The organism is Microbacterium mcarthurae, assembly GCF_046064585.1.
GTDB classification, from domain to species: domain Bacteria; phylum Actinomycetota; class Actinomycetes; order Actinomycetales; family Microbacteriaceae; genus Microbacterium; species Microbacterium mcarthurae.
The window spans coordinates 1,355,179-1,376,230 of sequence record NZ_JAROCE010000001.1 but is presented as its reverse complement, the minus strand read 5'-3'; the positions used below and the strand labels follow the sequence as shown (position 1 = coordinate 1,376,230).

Below are 21,052 nucleotides of genomic sequence, written 5' to 3'. Positions count from 1 at the left end.
CTGCCCGCGGAACGCCGCGCGGGCTCCGCCACCGCCAGACGAAGGGCGACATTGTGACCCAGTACATCCTCGGTATCGACGAGGGAACGACGAGCGCTCGGGCGTTCGTCATCGACGAGGACGCCACCGTGCTCGGATTCGGGCAGTCCGAGCTCACCCAGATCTCCCCGCGCCCCGGCTGGCTCGAGCACGACCCGATGCAGATCCTCCACACGCAGCTCGACGTCATGCGCGAGGCGATGAGCCAGGCGGGAATCACCCCCGATCAGCTCACCGCGGTCGGCCTGACGAACCAGCGCGAGTCGGCGATGGTGTGGGAGAAGGAGACCGGGCGTCCCATCTTCAACCTCATCGTGTGGGCCTCCCGCCACTCCGACGGCGTTGTCCAGCAGTGGGTGGACTCGGGTCTCGGCGAACTGATCAAGGAGCGCACCGGCCTCGTCCCGGACGCCTTCTACGCGGCATCCAAGATCCGGTGGATCCTCGATCACGTGCCCGGGGCGCAGGAACGCGCCGAGCGGGGCGAGTTGCTGGCCGGCACCGTCGACACGTGGCTGATCTGGAACCTCACCGGTCGTGAGTCCTTCGTCACCGAGCCCTCGAACGCGTCGCAGACGATGATGATGAACCTTGAGACCTGCGACTGGGACGACGATCTGCTGCGCGGGATGAGGATTCCGCGGCACATGCTCGCCCGCATCGTTCCCTCCGATGCGCACTTCGGCACCATCGAGGCCACGTTCGGCGCGCCTGTGCCGATCGCCTCCGATCTCGGAGACCAGCAGGCCGGCCTGTTCGGCCAGGCGGCGCACGCGCAGGGCCAGGTGAAGATGACCTACGGCACCGCCGGCGTCCTCAACATCAACAACGGCGCGACCCCTTTCCGTCCCGAGGGGCTGACCCCCAGCGCGGCGTGGAACATCCGCGGCGAGGTGATGTACGAGACCGAGGGCGTCGTGTACGCGATGGGCAAGACGATGCAGTGGCTGCGCGACGACCTCCAGCTCATCCACGCCGCTCCCGACAGCGAGTGGTACGCCGGTCAGGTCGCCGGGACGGAAGGCGTGTATCTCGTCCCGGCCTTCACGGGTCTGGCAGCGCCCACGTGGGACCCCACCGCGCGGGCCGTGATCGTCGGGATGTCCAATGCGACCAACCGTCTGCACATCATCCGCGCCGCCGTGGAGTCGATGGTGTTCCAGACACGGGATCTGGTGGATGCCGCCGTCACGGGCTCGCATTTCGAGATCCCCGAGCTGCGGGTGGACGGAGGGGCCGTCAAGAACGACCTCCTGTGCCAGCTGCAGGCCGATGTGCTCGGCATTCCCGTCGTCCGGCCGAAGAATTCCGAGGCCACCATCTTCGGTGCCATGATGCTGGCCGGCCTCTCCACCGGGGTGTACCGAGATCTGGCGGAAGTGCGGTCGAAGTACGTCGTCGACCGCGTCTTCGAGCCGCAGATCGACGCCGGTCGCGCGGACGAGCTCTACGCGGGGTGGCGTGCGGCGCGCGATCTGACCCGTGGCTGGACGGCGGCCGTGGCATGAACCGCCCCGCACAGATCCCGGACTTCGAGTCCTACGTCTTCGACCTGGACGGCACGATCTACCTCGGCGAAGCGCTCCTGCCCGGGGCGCAACGTCTCATCGAGGGGCTGCGCGCGCGCGGCAAGCGCGTCATCTTCTGCAGCAACAACCCCACGAAGCGTCCCGAGGACTACGCCGACAAACTCACGCGGCTGGGACTTCCGACGGCGGTGCCCGAGGTCTACACGAGCCTCGCCGCGACGGTGTCGTGGATCCGTCGCACCATGCCTCACGCGGCCGTGTTCCCGATCGGCGAGATGCCGCTGGTCGAGGCGCTGGCTGAGGCGGGTATCCACATGAGCGACGACCCGGAGCGTATCGACCTGGTCGTGTCGTCGTACGACCGCACGTTCGAGTACCGCAAGCTGCAGATCGCCTTCGACGCGCTGTGGTTCCATCGGCGCGCTCGGCTGGTGACGACGAACCCCGACCGGTTCTGCCCCTTCCCCGGCGGGCGTGGAGAACCGGATGCCGCCTGCATCACGGCCGCGATCACCGCGGGAACCCAGATCGAATGCGAGGCCGTCTTCGGCAAGCCGTCGAAGGATCTGCTGGAGATCATCGCCGCCGAGACCGGTCTGGATCCCGCGACCTCGGTGATGGTGGGCGATCGGCTGGCCACCGACATGCTCTTCGCCAAGAACACCGGAATGCGTTCGGCCCTCGTGCTGACCGGAGAGACCGACCGCGGCCTCTTGGCGGCGGCGCCGGAGGAGCAGCGCCCCGATTTCGTGCTCGACCGCATCGACGACCTCCTGGACGTCGACCTCGCCCTCCGCTGACGTCTCCGCGTCGCGCGCGCGACGCGGGAAAGGATCCCCCATGACCTCCGTATCGACGATCGACCTGGCCCGCACGTCCTCCGGCGGGGCGATGCGCCTCATCGCCGAACCCGGCGCGTTGCGGCACCTCGCCTCCCTCGTCGACGAGCTCGCCCCCGTCGGGGACATCGTCCTCGTCTCCGATGACACCCCCAAGCTCGTCTCCGGCGCCCCCCTGGACGCCCTGGTCAGCGCCGCTCTTCCCTCAGGGCGGCCTCGGCGCGCGGTTCCCGTGCCCGCCGGCCCGCACGGCGTCACTCTCGACGAGGCGACGGTGGACGAGGTGACGGCCGCGGTCGCGGGAGGCGCGATCATCGTCACCGTCGGCTCGGGAACGGTGAGCGACCTCGGCAAAGTCGTGTCGGCGACGCTGCGGGTCCCGCTCGTGTCCGTGCAGACGGCCGCGAGCGTGAACGGGTTCGCCGACCCCCTGTCGGTGCTCGTGCGCAGCGGAGCCAAGCGGACGGTCCCCAGCCGATGGCCCGACGCCCTCGTGGTCGATCACGATGTCGTCGCGGGAGCGCCGATGGATCTCACGCGAGCGGGCGTGGGCGACGCCGTGGCGATCTGGTCGTCCCCGGCCGATTGGTACCTGGCCTGCGCGCTCGGCATGGATCCGGGCGCGTACGACAGCCGGTTCGTCGACCCCGTGCGCGACCTCGCCCCGCGGTTGGCGGACACGTCGCTCGCCGCGGACGAGCGGCTCGCCGCCCTCGTGGATGTGCTCACCGTCGGTGGTCTCGTCATCGGCGAGGCGGGCAGCACGGCGCCGCTGTCGGGTGTCGAACACCTCGTCAGCCATGTCCTGGACATGGCCGCGCTCGCGGAGGGTGGTGAGCACGACCTGCACGGTGCGCAGGTGGGCGTCGCCAGCGTCCTTTCGGCGGCGCTGTGGGACGTGGCGCTGACCGAAGAACGCGTGTTCGACGTCGGTCCGGACGACCTCGTCGTGCCGCTCGGCCTGGAAGAGCGGGTGCGGGCGGTCTGGCATCCCGTCGACTCCTCCGGAGCGCTGGGGGACGAGTGCTGGCGCGCTGTCGAGACGAAGATGCGCCGATGGGTGGCCGCCGCGCCCATGATCGAGGACTTCTTCCACCGTCGCCGCGAGCACGTGTCGACGCTGCGTGCGCTCGCCGCCGACCCCGCGCTTCCGGTGGCGGCTCTGCGGGCGTGGGGCGCGCCGACGACGTTCGCCCAGCTGCGCCCCGCGGTGTCGGCGGATCGGGCGCGCTGGGCGCTCGAGGCGCTGCCTTTCATGCGGGATCGGATGTCGCTCGCCGATCTGCTCGTCCTCGCCGGCCGCTGGAACGACGACCTGTTCGATCGTGTGTTCGCCCGGGCCGAGCGCGCCGGCGGCGGCCACGGAGGGGTCTAGTTGTATAGGGTTGGCTATACTTGTACTGTTAAACTGATCGCAGCAGAGCCGCTCCGATCCAGAGGAGGGAACCCCCAATGACTTTCGCCAGCACGAAGCTGCTCGCCCGCGAGGCGCGCGCGAACGGGTACGCGATCCCCGCGGTGAACATCGTCGACGGCATCTCGATCGCCGCTGTCGTCCGTGCGGCCGACCGCGCCGGGTCGCCCATCATCCTGCAGACCTCGGTCAAGACGGTGAAGTACTTCGGAGCCGAGGTGCTGGCGGGCCTCGCACGCGCGGCCGCCGACGCCGCCGATGTCCCCGTCGCCCTTCACCTCGACCATTGCCCGGACCGCGCCGTGATCACCGAGACGATCGCCCACGGCTGGTCGTCGGTGCTGTTCGACGCCTCCGACCGTCCTTTCGACGTCGCTCGGACGGAGACGGCCGAGGTGACGGCGGAGGCTCACGCGGCCGGTGTCGACGTCGAGAGCGAGATCGAGAACATCGTCGGTGTCGAGGACGGCGTCGGCTCGGACGACCCGAACGTGCACTTCTACCCCGATGAGCAGCTCGTCGCGGTCGCCGAGGAGACCGGCACGGATCTCATCGCCCCCGCCCTCGGAACGGCCCACGGGCTCTACAAGGCCTCGCCCGTGCTGCTGTTCGACCGCGTCGCCGCGCTCGCCGCGCTGACCGACATCCCGATCGTGCTGCACGGCGGGACGGGGCTCTCGGGGGAGGAGTTCGCGCGCTTCATCGATGCCGGCGTGTCCAAGATCAACATCTCCACCGCGCTGAAGCTGGCGTACATGTACTCCGCGCGTGACCACCTCGCCGAGGCCGAGCGCACCGGCAAGTGGGAGCCGGTGCGGCTCTTCGACCAGATCGGGGCCGCGGTCGAGGACGTCGTGACCGAGCACATCGCCCTGTTCCGTTCGGGTTCGCGTCAGGAGGTGTCCGCATGAGCGGTCGCGCCCTCATCCTCGATTGCGATGGCGTCCTCGCCGACACCGAGTTGGACGGCCACCTGGTCGCCTTCAACCGCACCTTCGAGGAGCTGGGGATGCCGTTCCGGTGGAGCGCCGACGAGTACGGCCCGCTCTTGCGCATCGGTGGCGGCAAAGAGCGCATGCGCGCCTACCTCGCCCAGCATCCCGAGATCGGTCTCGGCACTGCCGAAGAGGTCGACGCGCTGATCGTCCGCGCGCACAAACGCAAGTCCGAGATCTACGTCGAACTGGTCGAAAGCGGCGCTCTCCCCGGGCGGCCGGGAATCGCCCGCATCGTCCGGGAGGCGTTGGATGCCGGTTGGCAGGTCGCCTGTGCGTCGACCTCCGCCGAGAAGAGCGTCGAGGCCGTGCTCGCCTCCGTGGTGGGGTCCGAGCTGCGCGGGCGTATGGCCGGGGTGTTCGCCGGCGACGTCGTCCCGGCCAAGAAGCCGGCGCCCGACATCTATCTGCTGGCGGCGGAGTCGCTCGGCCGCTCGCCCGAGGAGATCGTGGTCATCGAGGACTCGCAATCCGGTGCCGCCGCGGCCGCTGCCGCGGGGATGGCCCACATCGTGACGGTCAGTCACTTCACCGCCGACGACGACTTCCCGGCGGCGGCGGTCATCGTCGACGTCGTCGGGGATGCCCGCACGCCGGCGACGGTCCGCTCGGGGCTCGACGTGCGCGACGACCGCGGCGTGATCGGCGTCGAGGGACTGGAGAGGATTCTCGCGGCGCGCGCCTGATCACACGCACGACGGCCCCGCTTCGGCGGGGCCGTCGTGCGTGCGATCTCAGGTGAGGTCGTAATGGAACTCGAGGCGGATCATGTCGCCGCGGAAGCTGATGCGGCTGAACTCGAACGGCGTGCCGTCGGGTGCGGCGATGCGCTGCTCCAGCAGAAGCAGGGGCGTGCCCGCCCGCGTGCCGAACAGCTTGGCCACCGCGGGGGAGGCGGTGGTCGTCTCGAGGGTCTCGGTGACCCCGGCCATCCGCAGACCGAAGTCGCGATCCAGCACCGTGCACAGCTGCTCGTGGGCGAGGTCGCGATCGAGCATCTCGGGGGCGAGGGCCCGGGGCACGAACGACTCGTGCAGGCTGATGGGGTGACCCTCGACGCGGCGGAGGCGGCGCACGTTGTAGACCTGGGTCCCCTCGGGCAGCGAGAGGGCGGATGCCACGCGGGCGTCGGCATCCACCAGGGTGCTGGTGAGGACCTCGGTCTCGGTGGCGTAGCCCTGCTGCTCCAGCTGCTCGCGGATGCCCTGGTAGGACGGAGAGCGCGTGCTGATCTTGCGCCGGGACACGAACGTGCCCTTGCCCTGGACGCGGAAGAGCAGTCCCTCATCGACGAGCCGGGCGAGCACCTGGCGGGCGGTCATGCGGCTGATGCCGTAGATCTGGTTGAGCTCGTTCTCGGACGGGATCTTCTGGTCCGGTACCCATTCGCCGCGCTGGATCTTGTCGCGGATCACGTCGGCGAGTTGGATGTAGAGCGGTGTTGCAGAGTCGCGATCCAGCTTCTCGGTCATCCGGTGCCCCTTCCGTGCGGCGGTCGCGACATCGCAGCTCGCGCGTCGCCGATCATCGTCGTCGCCGAACAGGACAAACTCGTCTAACCTTGTATATACTTGTATTGTATTTTTACAACGGGTACGACGACGTCCGCTCGGCTTCGCTGAAGCCTATCTGACCGTGTCGGCCCGACGTCGGTCCGGCCACTGCGCGCCGGAGGATTCATCGAGGATGAGGATCATGGCTCAGACCATCACGCTGGAGCCCGCGGCACCGTGGGTCGAACTCCGAACGACCGAGGCCGACTGGGATGCCGCTGACCCGGTGCTCCTGCAGACCATGCTGGTGCAGCTGCACCTCATCCGCGCCTTCGAGGAGTACGTACTCGAGCTCGCGGGACAGAAGCTCATCAACGGTCCCGCCCACTCCTCGATCGGGCAGGAGGGCGGCGCCGTCGGCTCGGCGCTGCCGCTGGTCAGCGCCGACCAGGTCAACGGGTCGCACCGCGGCCACCACCAGTTCCTCGCCAAGGCCTTCGGTCACGTCCAGCCGAACGGGTTCGACGCCACCGCCGACTTCTCGCCCGAGGTGCGCGAGGTGCTCTACCGCGCGCTCTCCGAGATCGCGGGTCTGCGCGATGGCTACTGCAAGGGTCGCGGAGGTTCGATGCACCTGCAGTGGACCGAGGCCGGGGCGATGGGCACCAACGCCATCGTCGGGGGAGCCGTTCCGTTCGCCGTCGGCTTCGGGTGGGCCGATCAGCACGCGGGCACCGACAACGTCGCGGTGACGTTCTTCGGCGACGGTGCGGTCAACATCGGCTCGGTGCTCGAGAGCTTCAACCTCGCCTCGGCGTGGAAGACGCCGACGTGCTTCTTCATCGAGAACAATCAGTACGCCGTGTCGACGACCGTCGCCGAAGCCACCGGCGAAGCGCGCCTGTCCGGCCGCGGACTCGGGTTCGGCATCCCCAGCTGGCGCGTCGACGGGCAGGACACCCTTGCCGTCTACCTCGCGATGCAGCAGGCCGTCGAACTCATGCGGGCCGGGGGAGGACCGACGATCGTCGAGGCCGACACGTACCGCTTCTTCCACCAGAACGGACCGTTCCCCGGTTCGGCTTTCGGATACCGCACCAAGGACGAGGAGAAGGGGTGGCGTGATCGCGACCCGATCGCCCTGGTCGAGTCCCACATCGTGCGCCGCGGCATCCTGAGCGCGGACGAGGCGCAGGCGGTGCGCACCCGCGCGAAGAAGATCATGCAGGAAGTCGGTTCGACCGTCGTCGAGGCGGATCCCGACGGCAAGCCCGGTCAGCTGCGGCTGCGCGCCGAGCTGTGGCCGTCGACCGACACGATCAACCTCGGCATCCGGGGCGAGATCCCCGAGATCACCGACGTCGCCGTCAAGGACAACGCCGACTTCGGGCCCGACGAGCTGGAGGAGAAGAAGTTCGTCGATGTCATCGCCGAGGTGATGCATCGCCGTATGGAGCAAGACCCCTCGATCGTCGTCCTCGGTGAGGACGTGCACCGCCTCAACGGCGGGTCGCGCGGAGCGACGAAGGGCCTGGCTGACGACTTCCCCGACCGCACCCTCGGCACGCCCATCAGCGAGAACGCCTTCACCGGTTTCGGGGGAGGACTCGCGCTCGACGGGCGCTACTACCCGGTCGTCGAGCTCATGTACGCCGACTTTCTGTGGGTGGCCGCCGATCAGCTCTTCAACCAGATCGGCAAGGCGCGGCACATGTTCGGCGGCGACCACGACATGCCGTTGCTGCTGCGGATCAAGATCGGCACCAACACCGGTTACGGTTCGCAGCACTCGATGGACCCCGCCGGGATTCTCGCGACCTCGGTCGGGTGGCGCATCATCGCGCCCTCATCGCCGCTGGACTACGTAGGCCTCCTCAACACCGCGATGCGGTTGAAGGACCCCGTCGCGGTCCTCGAACACGACGCCGACCTCTACAAGTCGATGGGGGAGGCCCCGAAGGACCTCGACTACTGCCTGCCGTTCGGCAAGGCCGCCGTCCGTCGGGAGGGCACCCAGGTCACCGTCATCAGCTACCTGTCCATGGTGCACCGGGCCGTCGAGGCGGTCGAGAAAGCCGGCGTCGACGGCGAGGTCATCGACCTGCGCTGGCTCGACAAGGCCAGCGTGGACTGGGACACCATCGGCGAGTCGATCCGCAAGACCAATCGGGTCCTCATCGTCGAGCAGGGCTCGGAGGGCACGTCGTACGGCGGCTGGCTCGCCGACGAGATCCAACGCCGGTACTTCGATTGGTTGGACGCTCCCGTGGAGCGGGTCACCGGGTCGGAGTCGTCTCCGAGCATCTCGAAAGTGCTCGAGGCGGCGGCCCTGGCCACCACCGACGACATCGTCGCCGCGCTGACGGCGATCGTCTGAGCCGGGCGAGAGAGGACAACTGACATGGCTCGTTACCTGCGCATGCCCGGCGTCTCCGCCGACTCCGACGCCGCGGCGCTGGAGTTCTGGACCGTCGAAAAGGGTGATTCCGTCTCGGCCGGCGACACCGTCGCCTCGGTCGAGACCGAGAAAGCGGTCGTCGACATCGAGATCGACGAGGATGCCGTCATCTACGCCCTCGTGGCGGAATCCGGTTCCATGGTTCCCGTCGGCGACCCGATCGCCGTCCTCATCGCCCCCGGCGAGGACCCCGCCGAGGCGGAGGAGCTGCTCGCCCAGCTCGGCGGAGCGGCATCCCTTTCCGCGTCCGAGGACGCGGCCCCAGACCCGGCGGCGTCGAGCGGCTCGGCTTCGGCGCCGCCGGCCGCCCTCGCCGCGGAGGACATGGCCGCTCCGGCCTCGCCCCCCGCCGATGCCGCGCCCGAGCTGGTGACCGAGGAGGTGTCGGCCGCGACGAACGACACCGGCGGGCGCATCTTCGCCAGCCCGCTCGCGCGTCGGGTCGCCGCCGACAAGGGCGTCGACCTGGCCACCGTGACCGGGTCCGGCCCTCGCGGCCGCATCGTGCGTGCCGACGTCGAGGCGGCCGCCGCAGCGCCCGCCCCTGCGGCCGACGCGCCCGCCGCATCGTCGCCCGCGACCCCGGCGGCCGGCACCACGACGGCCCCCGCGGCGCCGGTCGCGGCGCCCGCCGGAGGGACGGCGACGCCGCACACGAAGCTGCGTCGACTGATCGCGAACCGCCTGCAGGAGAGCAAGCGCACCGCCCCGCACTTCTACCTCACGCGGCATCTGCGCGTCGACGCCCTCCTGGCGCTGCGCGCGCAGATCAACGCGCAGGCGACCGTGCGCGTCTCGGTGAACGACTTCTTCGTCAAGGCGGCGGCGCGTGCGCTCGTGGACGTGCCCGAGATGAACGTGATCTGGACCGACGACGCTGTCGTCGGCTACGACACCGCCGATGTCTCGGTCGCGGTGGCCAGCGAGCGCGGCCTGGTCACGCCCACCTTCCGCTCGGTCGAGTCGATGTCGCTCACGGTGCTCTCGAGCAGCATCAAGGATGCCGTGGCCCGCGCCAACGAGGGTCGGCTCCAGCAGTCCGAACTCGAGGGCGGGACGCTGTCGATCTCGAACCTCGGCATGTTCGGCGTCGACGAGTTCGCCGCGATCATCAATCCGCCTCAGGCCGCGATCCTCGCGATCGGTGCCGCGACAGCGCGCCCGGTCGTGGGTGCGGGCGGAGAGCTGGAGGCGGCGACCGTCGTCACGGTGACCCTGTCGGTGGACCACCGGCCCGTGGACGGCGCGATCGCCGCGCGCTGGCTGGACCGTCTGGCCGCCCTCATCGAGTCGCCGCTGACCATCCTGCTCTGACGCAGGAATCGCGAGGGCCCCGGACCGATCACGGTCCGGGGCCCTCGGCATCCGCCCATCCGTCCAGGTCCGGCTGGCGGGACCGCGCGTGGGAGCGTGCGGGGTCAGCCGAAGAGGATCTCGGCCTCGGCGTAGCGCTCGGCGGGGACGGTCTTCAGCTCGTCGAGGGCGTCGGCGAAGGGGACGGTGGTCAGGTCGGTGCCGCGCAGCGACACCATGCGGTCGCGCTCCCCACGCAGCACCGCCTCGGTCGCGGCCATGCCCATGCGGGTGGCGAGGACACGGTCGAACGCCGACGGGATTCCTCCGCGCTGGATGTGACCCAAGGTCGTCGCACGTGTCTCGATGCCCGTGAGGGCCTCGATCTGCGGCGCGAGGCGTTCCCCGATTCCGCCGAGGCGCGGGCGTCCGAAGGCATCCAACCCGCGCTCGGAGTGCGGGTCGTCGGCCTGGTCGGGGATGAAACCCTCGGCGACGACGACGAGCGGGGCCTTCCCGCGCGCCCGGGCATCGGTGACCCAGGTCGCGATCTCGTCCATCGTCGTGCGGCGCTCGGGGATGAGGATCGCGTGCGCGCCGGCGGCCATGCCGGAGTGCAGAGCGATCCACCCCGCGTGTCGGCCCATGACCTCGGCCACCATGCAGCGGCCGTGCGAATCTCCGGTGGTGCGCAGACGGTCCATGGCATCCGTGGCGATCTGCACGGCGGTGTCGAAGCCGAAGGTGTAATCCGTCCCGTTGAGGTCGTTGTCGATGGTCTTCGGAACGCCCAGGACGTGGATGCCGCCCTCTCCGAGTCGCTGCGCCGCGGCGAGGGTGCCTTCGCCGCCGATCGCGATGAGGGCGTCGACGCCGAGATCGGCGAAATTCGCACGCACGCGCTCCACGCCGCCGTTGTCGAACGGGTTGAAGCGGCTCGATCCCAGGATCGTGCCGCCCTGCTTCGCGATGCCGCGGATCCGTTCGCGGTCGAGGACGAGGTGCTCGCCGGTGGTGGCTCCGCGCCAGCCGTCGCGGAAACCGACGAAGGTGTGGTCTCCGGCGGCGAAACCGCGCAGCACGGCGCCGCGGATCACGGCATTCAGGCCGGGGCAGTCGCCGCCGCTGGTCAGGATGCCGATGCGCACGGCTGCTCCTCGGGGACGGGTGGGGTCGTCGCGCTCACGGTCGCTCCTCTCCGCGGTCGACATCGACCGCAAAGGCTGTTGTATATACAAGTATAGCCGTCAGGCGGGTGTCATGTCGCCGCTACTGTGAGGGACCATGAGCGGCGACGGCGGGGGAAAGCGCATCGGTATGCGCGAGGTCGCCGACGCCGCCGGCGTCTCGACCCAGACGGTCTCCCGAGTGCTGAACGGGTACCCCGGCATCCGGGATGCCACGCGCGAGCGCGTCCTCGACGCGGTCGCCGCGCTCGACTACCGCCTGAACAACGCCGCTCGCGCGCTGGGCACGAGCCTCACGCGCACGGTCGGCGTCGTGGCATCCGATGCCGCCCTGCACGGACCGTCGGCGGGCATCGCGGCCCTCGAGCGAGCGGCGCGGGCTCGGGGGCGGTGGATCTCGACCGCCTACACCAGCTCGGACGACCCCGCCGATATCGACGCCGCGGTCCGGCACCTGCTCGCACAGGGCGTCGACGGGGTCGTTCTCGTCGCCGCGCACAGCACGACCCCGCTCGAGGGACACGGCGTTCCGCTCGTGCCGCTCTACGGCGAGTCGGGCATCCGCCAGCGCTCCGCGGCGGCCCTCGTCGTCGAGCATCTCGCCGACCTCGGCCACCGCCGCATCGTCGAGGTCGCCGGACCCTCGGACTGGCGCGAAGCGCTGGCGCGCGCGTCCGGCGTCGCCGATGCCGTCGCGCGCCGAGGGCTCGCGTGCGTCGGTCGGATCGACGGGGACTGGAGTGCATCATCGGGCGCGGCGGCCGCCGACGCCGTCGCAGCGCACGTGCGCGCGGGCGCCACGGCCGTCGCGGTCGCCAACGACCAGATGGCGTTGGGGCTCATGGCCGCGCTCGCCGCGCGCGGGCTGACGGTACCGCAGGACGTCTCCGTCGCGGGCTTCGACGACAATCCGGATGCCGCCTTCTACACGCCCGCACTCACGACGGTGCGACTCGACGTCGACGGCGAGGCCGCCGAGGCGGTTGCGGCGGTGCTCGGCGAGGCCGCCGCCGCCCCGGCCGACCCGGTGCTGGTTCCGCGCGCCTCTACGGCGCGCGCGCGGTAGCGGCTCGGCGGGCGTCGACGGCGTGGCCGCGGTGGTGGCTCGGCCGGCGTCGACGGCGTGGCCGCGGCGGCGCCTCGGTCGGCAGAACTCCGGCGTTGCGTGCGGGTGCGGGCGCGGCGGCGCCTCGGTCGGCAGAACTCCGGCGTTGCGCGCGGGTGCGGACGCGGTCGGCATCCGGGGTTCGGTTTCGCCGGAGTTGTGCGCGCCGGCTCGCGGAGCCGTGCTGCGGGGGTGCCGGATGCCACGCCGTCCATGTCCCACTCTGTGCGACATCAGGTCCTCAGTTCCGCACATAGTGGGACACGCCCCACGACAGGCGGATGAGGCGCAGCGATGCGCGCCGGCGTGCGGCGGCTCGGCGGGCAGAACTCCGGCGTTGCGCGCGGGTGCGGGCGCGGTTGGCATCCGAAGTTCGGGTTTTGCCGGAGATGTGCCCGCCGGCTCGCGGAGCTGGACGGCCGGGATGCCGGATGCCGTGCCATCCATGCACGCCGGCTCGCGGGGCTGGACGGCCGGGATGCCGTGTGGTCGGGGCCTGGGCCGCCGGGAGTGCTGGGGCGAAGCTGGCGAGGCCTGGCGGGGCGGCGCGGATGCCGGGGCAGAGCGGGGCGCCACGGAGGCCGGGGCGCGAAGTGACCGCATCCGAGGGTCGCGAAACCGGCGATGTTACCGGTAACATAGACACGCCACCCGGCCCTAACGTCGAAGGAGACCCCGCGTGTCCGATGCCGCCACGTTCGCGCCCGAGGTGCAGGAGGCGATCGACGCAATCCGCGCCGACGTCGCGAAACTGCACGCCGAGCTCGTGCGCTACAACCTCATCGTCTGGACCGGCGGCAACGTCTCGGGCCGCGTCCCGGGCGCCGATCTGTTCGTCATCAAGCCCTCGGGCGTCTCGTACGACGATCTGGCCCCCGAGAACATGATCCTGTGCGATCTCGACGGCAACGCCATCCCCGGCACGCCCGGGAGCGAGCGCAGCCCCTCCAGCGACACCGCCGCGCACGCGTACGTGTACCGGAACATGCCGGAGGTCGGCGGCGTCGTGCACACCCACTCCACCTACGGCGTCGCGTGGGCGGCCCGCGGCGAAGAGATCCCGTGCGTCATCACCGCCATGGCCGACGAGTTCGGCGGCCCCATCCCCGTCGGCCCCTTCGCGATCATCGGCGACGACTCGATCGGCCGCGGCATCGTCGAGACCCTGCGCGGACACCGCTCGCGCGGCGTGATCATGCAGAACCACGGTCCCTTCACGATCGGGACGAGCGCGAAGGATGCCGTGAAGGCCGCCGTCATGCTCGAAGACGTCGCCCGCACCGTGCACATCGCGCGCGAGGCCGGACCCCTCATCCCGATCCCGCAGGACAAGATCGACGCCCTCTACAACCGCTACCAGAACGTCTACGGACAGAGCACGGACGACCGTCGATGAACGCGCACATCACCGAAGGCCGGGCCTCGCTCGGCATCGAGCTCGGCTCCACCCGCATCAAGGCGTGCCTCATCGGACCCGACGCCGAGGTGCTCGCCACGGGTTCGCACGAGTGGGAGAACGTCTACGCCGACAAGCTGTGGACGTACTCCCTGGATGCCGTGTGGTCGGGGCTCCGCGCCGCCTACGCCGGCCTCGTCGCTGACGCACAGCACAAGTACGGTGTCATCCCCGAGCGGTACGCCGCGATGGGTGTGTCGGCGATGATGCACGGCTACCTCGCCTTCGACGCCGAGGGAGAGCTCCTCGCCCCCTTCCGCACGTGGCGCAACACCAACACCGGTGTCGCCGCCGCCGAGCTGACCGACCTGCTGTGCGTGAACATTCCGCTGCGCTGGTCGATCGCGCACCTGCACCAGGCGGTCGTGGATGCCGAGCCCCATGTGCCCGAGATCCGCTTCCTCACCACGCTCGCCGGCTACGTGCACTGGCAGCTGACGGGCGAGAAGGTCCTGGGCGTCGGCGACGCCTCGGGCATGTTCCCGATCGACTCCGCCACCCGTGACTACGACGCCGAACTCGTGGAGCGGTACGACGGCCTCGCCGCGGGACGCGTGCCCGCGCTCGGCGACCTGCTGCCCGAGGTGCTCGTGGCGGGCGCTGCTGCGGGGGAACTGACGGCGGCGGGCGCCGCGCTGCTCGATCCGAGCGGGGCGCTGCAGCCCGGCATCCCGTTTGCCCCGCCCGAGGGCGACGCGGGCACGGGCATGGTCGCGACGTGCGCCGTCGCGCCGCGCACGGGCAACGTCAGTGCCGGCACGAGCATCTTCGCGATGGTCGTGCTCGAGCGGCCGCTGGCCGAGGTGCACCACGAGCTCGACCTGGTCACGACCCCGTCCGGCGACGCGGTGGCGATGGTGCACTGCAACAACGGCGCGAGCGAGCTGGCGGCGTGGGCGAACATGTTCGGCGCGTTCGCCGCCGCCGCGGGCGTGCCCCAGACTCCGGATGCCACCTACGCGGCGCTCTTCGCCGCGGCGCTGGAGGGCGAGGCCGACGCCGGCGGACTGCTGGCCTACAACCACCTCGCCGGTGAGCCGATCGCCGGTCTCGACGAGGGACGCCCGCTCGTCGTCCGCACTCCCGACAGCCGCTTGACGCTGCCGAACTTCATGCGCGCACAGCTGTACGGCGTCTTCGGGACGCTCGCGCTCGGCATGGCCGTCCTCCACGGCGAGGGCGTCGGCCTCGACAAGATGTACGCGCACGGCGGCATGTTCCGCACCGCGGGGGTCGCGCAGCGCTTCCTCGCGGCGGCCCTCGACGCCCCCGTCGCGGTCGCCGAGACCGCGTCCGAGGGCGGGGCGTGGGGCATGGCCGTGCTCGCCGCTTACGCCGCCGACGGCGCGGGCCGCGACCTCGACACCTACCTGCGCGAGGCCGTCTTCGCCGACGCGCCCATCGTCACCGCCGAGCCCGAACCGGCGGACGTCGCCGGCTTCTCGGCCTACCTCGACCGTTACCGCGCCGGGCTCGCCGTCGAGGCGGCCGCCGTGGCATCCCTTTGAGAACGACAGGAAAAGACATGACCCGCACGCCCCTCAAGAACGACCTCGACGGCTACGAGGTCTGGTTCGTCACCGGCAGCCAGAACCTCTACGGCGAGGAGACCCTGAAGCAGGTCGCCGAGCAGTCCCAGGGTGTCGTCGAAGGCCTCTCGGGCCTGCCCGTGAAGGTCGTCTGGAAGCCCGTGCTGAAGGACTCCGACAGCATCCGCCGTATGGCCCTCGAGGTCAACGGCCGTGACGACGTCATCGGCGTCATCGCGTGGATGCACACCTTCAGCCCCGCGAAGATGTGGATTGCCGGCCTCGACGCGCTGCAGAAGCCGCTGCTGCACCTGCACACGCAGGCCAACGTCGAACTGCCGTGGAACGACATCGACTTCGACTTCATGAACCTCAACCAGGCCGCCCACGGCGACCGCGAGTTCGGGTACATCCAGACGCGCCTCGGCGTCGCGCGCAAGACCGTCGTCGGGCACGTGTCGAACCCCGCCGTGCGTCAGCAGATCGAGGACTGGGAGCGCGCCGCCGCCGGCTGGACGGCCGCCCGCACCCTCAAGCTCGCGCGCTTCGGCGACAACATGCGCTTCGTCGCCGTCACCGAGGGCGACAAGACCGAGGCCGAGCTGCGCTTCGGCGTCCAGGTCAACACGTGGGGCGTCAACGAGCTCGTCGAGGCCGTCGAGCAGGCAACGGATGCCGACATCGACGCGCTCGTGCAGGAGTACATCGACAGCTACGAGGTGGTCGAGGAGCTGCTCCCCGGCGGCGCGCGGCACCAGTCGCTGCGCGACGGCGCCGCGATCGAGCTCGGCCTGCGGTCGTTCCTCGAGGAGGGCGGCTTCGGCGCGTTCACCACCTCGTTCGAAGACCTCGGTGCCCTGAAGCAGCTGCCCGGTCTCGCGGTGCAGCGCCTCATGGCCGAGGGCTACGGATTCGGCGCCGAGGGCGACTGGAAGACGGCGATCCTCGTGCGCGTCGCGAACGTCATGGGCGCGGGCCTGCCCGGTGGCGCGTCGCTCATGGAGGACTACACCTACGACCTCGTCCCCGGCAACGAGCGCATCCTCGGCGCGCACATGCTCGAGGTCTCGCCGTCGCTCACGACGGCCAAGCCGCGCCTGGAGATCCACGAGCTGGGCATCGGCGGCAAGGAAGACCCGGTGCGTCTGGTGTTCACCGCCGACCCCGGTTCGGCTCTCGTCGTCGCGCTGAGCGACATGCGCGACCGCTTCCGCCTCACGGCGAACGTCGTCGAGAACGTCGAGGCTCCCGACCTGCCGAAGCTCCCCGTGGGCCGCGCGGTGTGGAAGCCCGCCCCGGACTTCGCGACGTCGGCCGCGTGCTGGCTCGCCGCCGGCGCCGCCCACCACACCGTCATGACGACGGCCGTGGGCATCGAGGTGTTCCGCGACTTCGCCGAGATGGCCAAGACCGAGCTCGTCGTCATCGACGAGGACACCACGGTCCGCGGCTTCCAGAGCGAGCTGCGCTGGAACCAGGCGTACTACCGCCTGGCCCAGGGCATCTGACCCCCGCCGCCCCGGGTTGCTTCGAGCCCCGGGGCGGTGCGGCACGTACGCGAACCGGTCGCTCGGGGCGCGTCCCGTGCAGCGGGGCGGACATCGTGCGCCCCACTGCACGAACCGTGCCCCGGTTGTTCCGGCGCACGAACCGTGCCCCGGGCCCGCGTCGGTGGTGGGCCACCGCGGGACCCGGGGCATTCGTGTGCCCGCAGCCGCGGCAGCCGGCCGGCGTGCATGTCCCACTTCGTGCAGCTTCGGGACACTGCCGTCGCACGAAGTGGGACATGGATGCCGGGAGACCGCGCTACAGTCGCTGGCCCAGCGACCACAGGCGGTCGGCGCGGCCGGAGATCGCCTCCGACAGCGTGAACGCCTGGGCGTCGGTGAGGGATGCCACGTAGTCGACGATCCCGCGGGAGCGCGCGAGCGTCTCGGCCTCGGCATCCGTCGGCCGGCGTTCGGCGGGAAGAGCGGCGTACTGCTCCTGCGCGAGGGCGATGAGCTCGCGCAGCCGCCGCGGGGTGCGCGATCGGTCGAGGTCGTCGTCGAGCCATTCGCCGAGCGCGCGCACCGATCGCGCGAGGATCCGGCTCATTCCGCGTTGCTGGATCGCCAGGTCGGGGCGGCTCAGCACGAATCGCTTGTGGACGAACTTCAGCACCTCGACGTGGTGCCAGGCCGACGGCGACAGCGCCACCGGTCCGGACCGCGGAGTGTCCAGCGGTCGCAGATGCACCGATTCCTGGAAGCGGCGGATCCACCGGTCGGTGAACGCGGCCAGCCGCCGCTCGGCCGTCAACGACCCGTCGAACGGGCGCGCGAGCAGGTCGGTGACCATCTCGGCATCCACGTCGCTCACCGCGTCGAGGAACGCCTCGTCGTCCGCGATCCACGGGTCGTCGCGGCGCATCTTCCGCCGCAAGCGTTCCAGGCCCGCGCCGGGCGCGAGCTCGGCCCGCACCTCGGCGTCATCGCGCGAGCGCCACTCGAGCACGTCGTCCAGCCAGCCGCGGAACTCCGCCGCGATCGGGGCGTGGTCCAGGATCCCCGCGCGGTAGAAGTCGTCGACGTCGTGCACCGAGTACGCGATGTCGTCGGCGAGGTCCATGACGGCGCCCTCGATCGTCTGCCGCAGCGGCTCGGCATCCACGCCCTCCCGCGCCTGGTCCAGGTCAGCGGCATCGAGGTCGTACACCGAGTACTTGTGCACGCGGTACGCGCCGTCTGAGGCGCGACGGATGCCACGGGGTGGACCGAGCCGCTCGATCTCGGCCGCCGACACCGACGGCGACCACGGGTACTTCGCCGAGGCCGCGCGCACGGCGGCGGTGAGGTTGAGCCCCCGGGGCGCGTGCTCGACGACGTCGAGGGCCGCGAGGATGCGATACGTCTGCGCGTTGCCCTCGAACCCGTCGGCAAGGCCGAGCTCGGTGCGCGCGAGACGGTCGAGCGTCGATTCACCGAGGTGGCCGAACGGCGGGTGGCCCAGGTCGTGCGCGTACGCGGCGGCTTCGACGACGGTGGCGTTGCACACGTCGGTGCCGGCGCTCGTGTTCAGCTGCAGGGCAACGACGCGGGCGATCGCGCTGACCTTGAGCGTGTGCGTGAGGCGGTTGTGCACCGGGGCGCCCGAGATCGACGGCGACACCACCTGGGTCACGGCCGACAGGCGGGAGAAGTACGGCGAGAACTGAATGCGTTCCAGGTCGATCGACCACGGGTCGGCGCCGGCGGCGTCGCGATCGTCGAACACGCGCGAGGATGCCGTGGGGAGCGTCATCCGTCCACGCTATCGGCCGTCCACCCCCGCGAGACAGCATCGCGCCGACAACCCCCGTGCCGTATGCGGGGCGGTCGTCGGCGCGATGAAGTCTCGCGGACAGGAGAGGCGGGATCAGCCCCGGCGCACCTCGACGGCGACGATGCGAGCGTCGTCGGGACGCAGCTCGAACGCCGGGCCCGTGAGGCGCAGGGCCACGGCTTCGTCGACCTCGGCGCAGGACGGACCCACGCGCAGCTCGACCTCGCCGGGCTCGACGACCCGGCGCAGCGCACGATCGCTGTACGCCAGGCGCGACGCGGGGATCGTGAACCGCACGTCCGCCGTCTCGCCCGGCTCGAGCTCCACCCGGGCGTACGCGACGAGCTGGGCGACGGGGCGCGTCACGCTCGCGACGGCGCGGTGCGCGTAGAGCTGCACGACGTCGGCACCGCGGTGCTCGCCCGTGTTGGTCACGCGGACGCGCGCGCAGAACGCGTCACCGGCCCGCACCTCCACGGCGGACCCGGACGACCCGTCCACCTCGAGGCCCTCACGCCGGAACGTCGTGTACGACAACCCGAAACCGAACGGCCGGACGGGGGTCGGGTCGGTGCTCGTGACCTCGGTGGGGCCGCCGAGGATCGGGTGCAGGTACGAGTACGGCTGCGCCCCGGCCGAGCGGGGAAGCGACACCGGGAGGCGCCCCGAGGGAGAGGCGTCACCGGCCAGCAGAGTCGCGAGAGCGGCACCACCCTCTTCTCCCGGGAAGAAGGACTGCACGACCGCCGCGGGACCGGTGGCCTCGTCGAGCGCCCACCCGAGGGCGTACGGGCGGCCGGTGAGCAGCACCATCACCACGGGCGTCCCGGTCGCCACGACCTCCTCGACGAGACGGCGCTGCAGGCCCGGCAGCTCGAGAGAATCGGCGTCGTTCCCCTCGCCCACCGTGCCGCGACCGAACAGGCCCGCGCGGTCGCCGACGACGACCACCGCGACGTCGGCCGAACGGGCGAGCTCGACCGCCGCGGCGATGCCCGAGGCATCCGTCCCCTCGACCGTGCAGCCTTCCGCCGCGACGACATCCGGGAACCGCGCGGCCAGGGCCTCGCGCACCGTCGGGATGTCGAAGCCCATCGGCGTCCCGGGGTGGTGCGCCAGCACGTGGTTGGCGAACGAGTAGCAGCCCATGAGCGCCTCGGCGCTGTCGCCGTTGGGGCCGATGACGGCGATGCGTCCGGGAGCGGCCGCGAGCGGCAGCACGCCATCGTTGCGCAGCAGCACGGCGCTCTCCAGCGCCAGGCGGTACGCCAGCGCGCGGTGTTCGGCGTCGTCGAGGTCGACCTCCGTGGGGGCGTCGTCGAAGGTGGCATCCAGGAGACCGAGGTCTTCCTTCTCGGCGAGGACGCGCGCGACCGCGCGGTCGATCACGGCTTCGGGAAGGTCTCCGGATGCCACCCGCGCGGCCAGGTGCGGGTAGGCGTCGGCGCCGGGGAGCTCGACGTCGATCCCCGCCTCCAGGGCGAGCTGCGCGGCCTCGCCGGGGGTGCCGGCGACGCCGTGCATCGAACGGAGGAAGTCCACCGCGAAGTAGTCGGAGACCACCGTGCCGTCGAAGCCCCACCGTCGGCGGAGCAGATCGGTGAGCAGCTCGGGCGAGGCGGCGACGGGGACGCCGTCGATCTCGGCGTACGAGTTCATCACCGAACGCACACCGCCATCACGCACCGCCATCTCGAACGGCGGCAGGAACACGTCCTGCAGCTCGCGCGGACCCGCGTGCACGGGGGCGTGGTTGCGGCCCGCCCGCGAGCCCGAGTACCCCACGAAGTGCTTGAGCGTCGCGTGCACGCCGGCGTCCTGCAGGCCCCGCACGTACGCGGTGCCGATCGTGCCGACCACGTACGGGTCTTCGGCGATGCACTCGTCGACGCGTCCCCACCGGGGATCGCGGATGACATCGAGCACCGGCGCGAGTCCCTGGTGCACGCCGACCTCGCGCATCGAGCGTCCGATGGCGGATGCCACGAGCTCGACGGTCTCGGGATCGAACGACGCGCCCCACGCGAGCGGGGTGGGGAAGGTCGCTGCCTTCCACGCCGCGAAACCGGTCAGGCACTCCTCGTGCACGAGGGCGGGGATGCCCAGACGCGTCTCGGTCTTCAGTCGACGCTGCTCGCTCCACAGCCAGGCGGCCCGGTCGACCGGGTCGACCGGCCGCGTGCCGTACACCCGGGTGAGGTGGCCGAGGCCGTGGACCGTGGCATCCGCGTAGTCGGTCGAGGTGACCTTCTCGCCGGACATCGGCGCGACGACCTCGTCGCCCTGGTCGACCCAGTAGCCGACCAGCTGGGCCAGCTTCTCGTCCAGGGTCATCTCGGTCACGAGCGCCTGCACGCGGGCCGAGACGCCGGGGGCCAGCGGTGCGCCGATGTCGGACTTGTGGATGGTCAT

General features: G+C 70.9%; 15 protein-coding genes. 11 read left to right on the top strand and 4 right to left on the bottom strand.

Annotation, left to right across the window (positions count from 1 at the left end; all coding sequences use genetic code 11):
• Positions 1–53: 53 nt before the first annotated feature.
• The 5 genes from P5G46_RS06675 to P5G46_RS06655 all read left to right on the top strand — a co-directional run bounded on the left by P5G46_RS06675 (position 54) and on the right by P5G46_RS06655 (position 5,502).
• Positions 54–1,547, top strand: a complete 1,494-nt coding sequence (locus P5G46_RS06675; protein ID WP_239276859.1) for an FGGY family carbohydrate kinase — start codon at positions 54–56, stop codon at positions 1,545–1,547.
• Positions 1,544–2,368: an HAD-IIA family hydrolase gene (locus P5G46_RS06670; RefSeq protein ID WP_239276858.1), complete on the top strand. Its 825-nt coding sequence runs from the start codon at positions 1,544–1,546 to the stop codon at positions 2,366–2,368. The genes P5G46_RS06675 and P5G46_RS06670 overlap by 4 nt, the downstream gene beginning before the upstream one ends.
• A 40-nt stretch (positions 2,369–2,408) precedes the next feature.
• Positions 2,409–3,782, top strand: a complete 1,374-nt coding sequence (locus tag P5G46_RS06665) for an iron-containing alcohol dehydrogenase (protein ID WP_408905255.1) — start codon at positions 2,409–2,411, stop codon at positions 3,780–3,782.
• A 77-nt stretch (positions 3,783–3,859) separates the two neighbouring features.
• Positions 3,860–4,732, top strand: a complete 873-nt coding sequence (locus tag P5G46_RS06660; protein WP_408905254.1) for a class II fructose-bisphosphate aldolase — start codon at positions 3,860–3,862, stop codon at positions 4,730–4,732.
• Positions 4,729–5,502, top strand: a complete 774-nt coding sequence (locus P5G46_RS06655) for an HAD-IA family hydrolase (protein ID WP_239276855.1) — start codon at positions 4,729–4,731, stop codon at positions 5,500–5,502. Before P5G46_RS06660 ends, P5G46_RS06655 begins: the two co-directional genes overlap by 4 nt.
• Positions 5,503–5,550: 48 nt before the next feature.
• Here the strand turns inward: P5G46_RS06655 and P5G46_RS06650 are convergent, their stop codons facing one another.
• On the bottom strand, positions 5,551–6,288 hold the full coding sequence (locus P5G46_RS06650; RefSeq protein ID WP_239276854.1) for a GntR family transcriptional regulator: 738 nt from the start codon (positions 6,286–6,288) through the stop codon (positions 5,551–5,553).
• A gap of 223 nt (positions 6,289–6,511) precedes the next feature.
• Here P5G46_RS06650 and P5G46_RS06645 point away from each other — a divergent pair, with 223 nt between their 5' ends.
• Together P5G46_RS06645 and P5G46_RS06640 are read left to right on the top strand one after the other, a co-directional pair.
• The gene (locus P5G46_RS06645; protein ID WP_239276853.1) at positions 6,512–8,686 is read left to right on the top strand and encodes an alpha-ketoacid dehydrogenase subunit alpha/beta; all 2,175 of its coding nucleotides are present in this window, start codon (positions 6,512–6,514) and stop codon (positions 8,684–8,686) included.
• Between the two features lie 24 nt (positions 8,687–8,710).
• Positions 8,711–10,081 carry a 2-oxo acid dehydrogenase subunit E2 gene (locus tag P5G46_RS06640; RefSeq protein WP_408905253.1) on the top strand — a complete coding sequence of 457 codons (1,371 nt, stop codon included), beginning with the start codon at positions 8,711–8,713 and terminating at the stop codon, positions 10,079–10,081.
• Positions 10,082–10,185: 104 nt separating this feature from the next.
• Here the strand turns inward: P5G46_RS06640 and P5G46_RS06635 are convergent, their stop codons facing one another.
• A complete protein-coding gene (locus P5G46_RS06635; protein ID WP_408905252.1) occupies positions 10,186–11,208 on the bottom strand; it encodes a 6-phosphofructokinase in 1,023 nt (340 codons plus the stop codon).
• 136 nt (positions 11,209–11,344) lie between these two features.
• Here P5G46_RS06635 and P5G46_RS06630 point away from each other — a divergent pair, with 136 nt between their 5' ends.
• The 4 genes from P5G46_RS06630 to araA all read left to right on the top strand — a co-directional run bounded on the left by P5G46_RS06630 (position 11,345) and on the right by araA (position 16,845).
• Positions 11,345–12,313 carry a LacI family DNA-binding transcriptional regulator gene (locus tag P5G46_RS06630; RefSeq protein WP_408905251.1) on the top strand — a complete coding sequence of 323 codons (969 nt, stop codon included), beginning with the start codon at positions 11,345–11,347 and terminating at the stop codon, positions 12,311–12,313.
• A 718-nt stretch (positions 12,314–13,031) separates the two neighbouring features.
• A complete protein-coding gene (locus tag P5G46_RS06625; protein WP_375095256.1) occupies positions 13,032–13,748 on the top strand; it encodes an L-ribulose-5-phosphate 4-epimerase in 717 nt (238 codons plus the stop codon).
• The gene (locus tag P5G46_RS06620; RefSeq protein ID WP_408905250.1) at positions 13,745–15,316 is read left to right on the top strand and encodes a xylulokinase; all 1,572 of its coding nucleotides are present in this window, start codon (positions 13,745–13,747) and stop codon (positions 15,314–15,316) included. The genes P5G46_RS06625 and P5G46_RS06620 overlap by 4 nt, the downstream gene beginning before the upstream one ends.
• A gap of 17 nt (positions 15,317–15,333) precedes the next feature.
• A complete protein-coding gene (gene araA, locus P5G46_RS06615) occupies positions 15,334–16,845 on the top strand; it encodes an L-arabinose isomerase (protein ID WP_375095258.1) in 1,512 nt (503 codons plus the stop codon).
• A 298-nt stretch (positions 16,846–17,143) separates the two neighbouring features.
• On the opposite strand, the gene P5G46_RS06610 is transcribed toward araA, so the two are convergent.
• Together P5G46_RS06610 and P5G46_RS06605 are read right to left on the bottom strand one after the other, a co-directional pair.
• Entirely contained in the window at positions 17,144–18,619 is a 1,476-nt protein-coding gene (locus P5G46_RS06610) for a deoxyguanosinetriphosphate triphosphohydrolase family protein (RefSeq protein ID WP_375095259.1), read from the bottom strand.
• A gap of 114 nt (positions 18,620–18,733) precedes the next feature.
• Positions 18,734–21,052: a beta-xylosidase/alpha-l-arabinosidase gene (locus tag P5G46_RS06605; RefSeq protein ID WP_375095260.1), complete on the bottom strand. Its 2,319-nt coding sequence runs from the start codon at positions 21,050–21,052 to the stop codon at positions 18,734–18,736.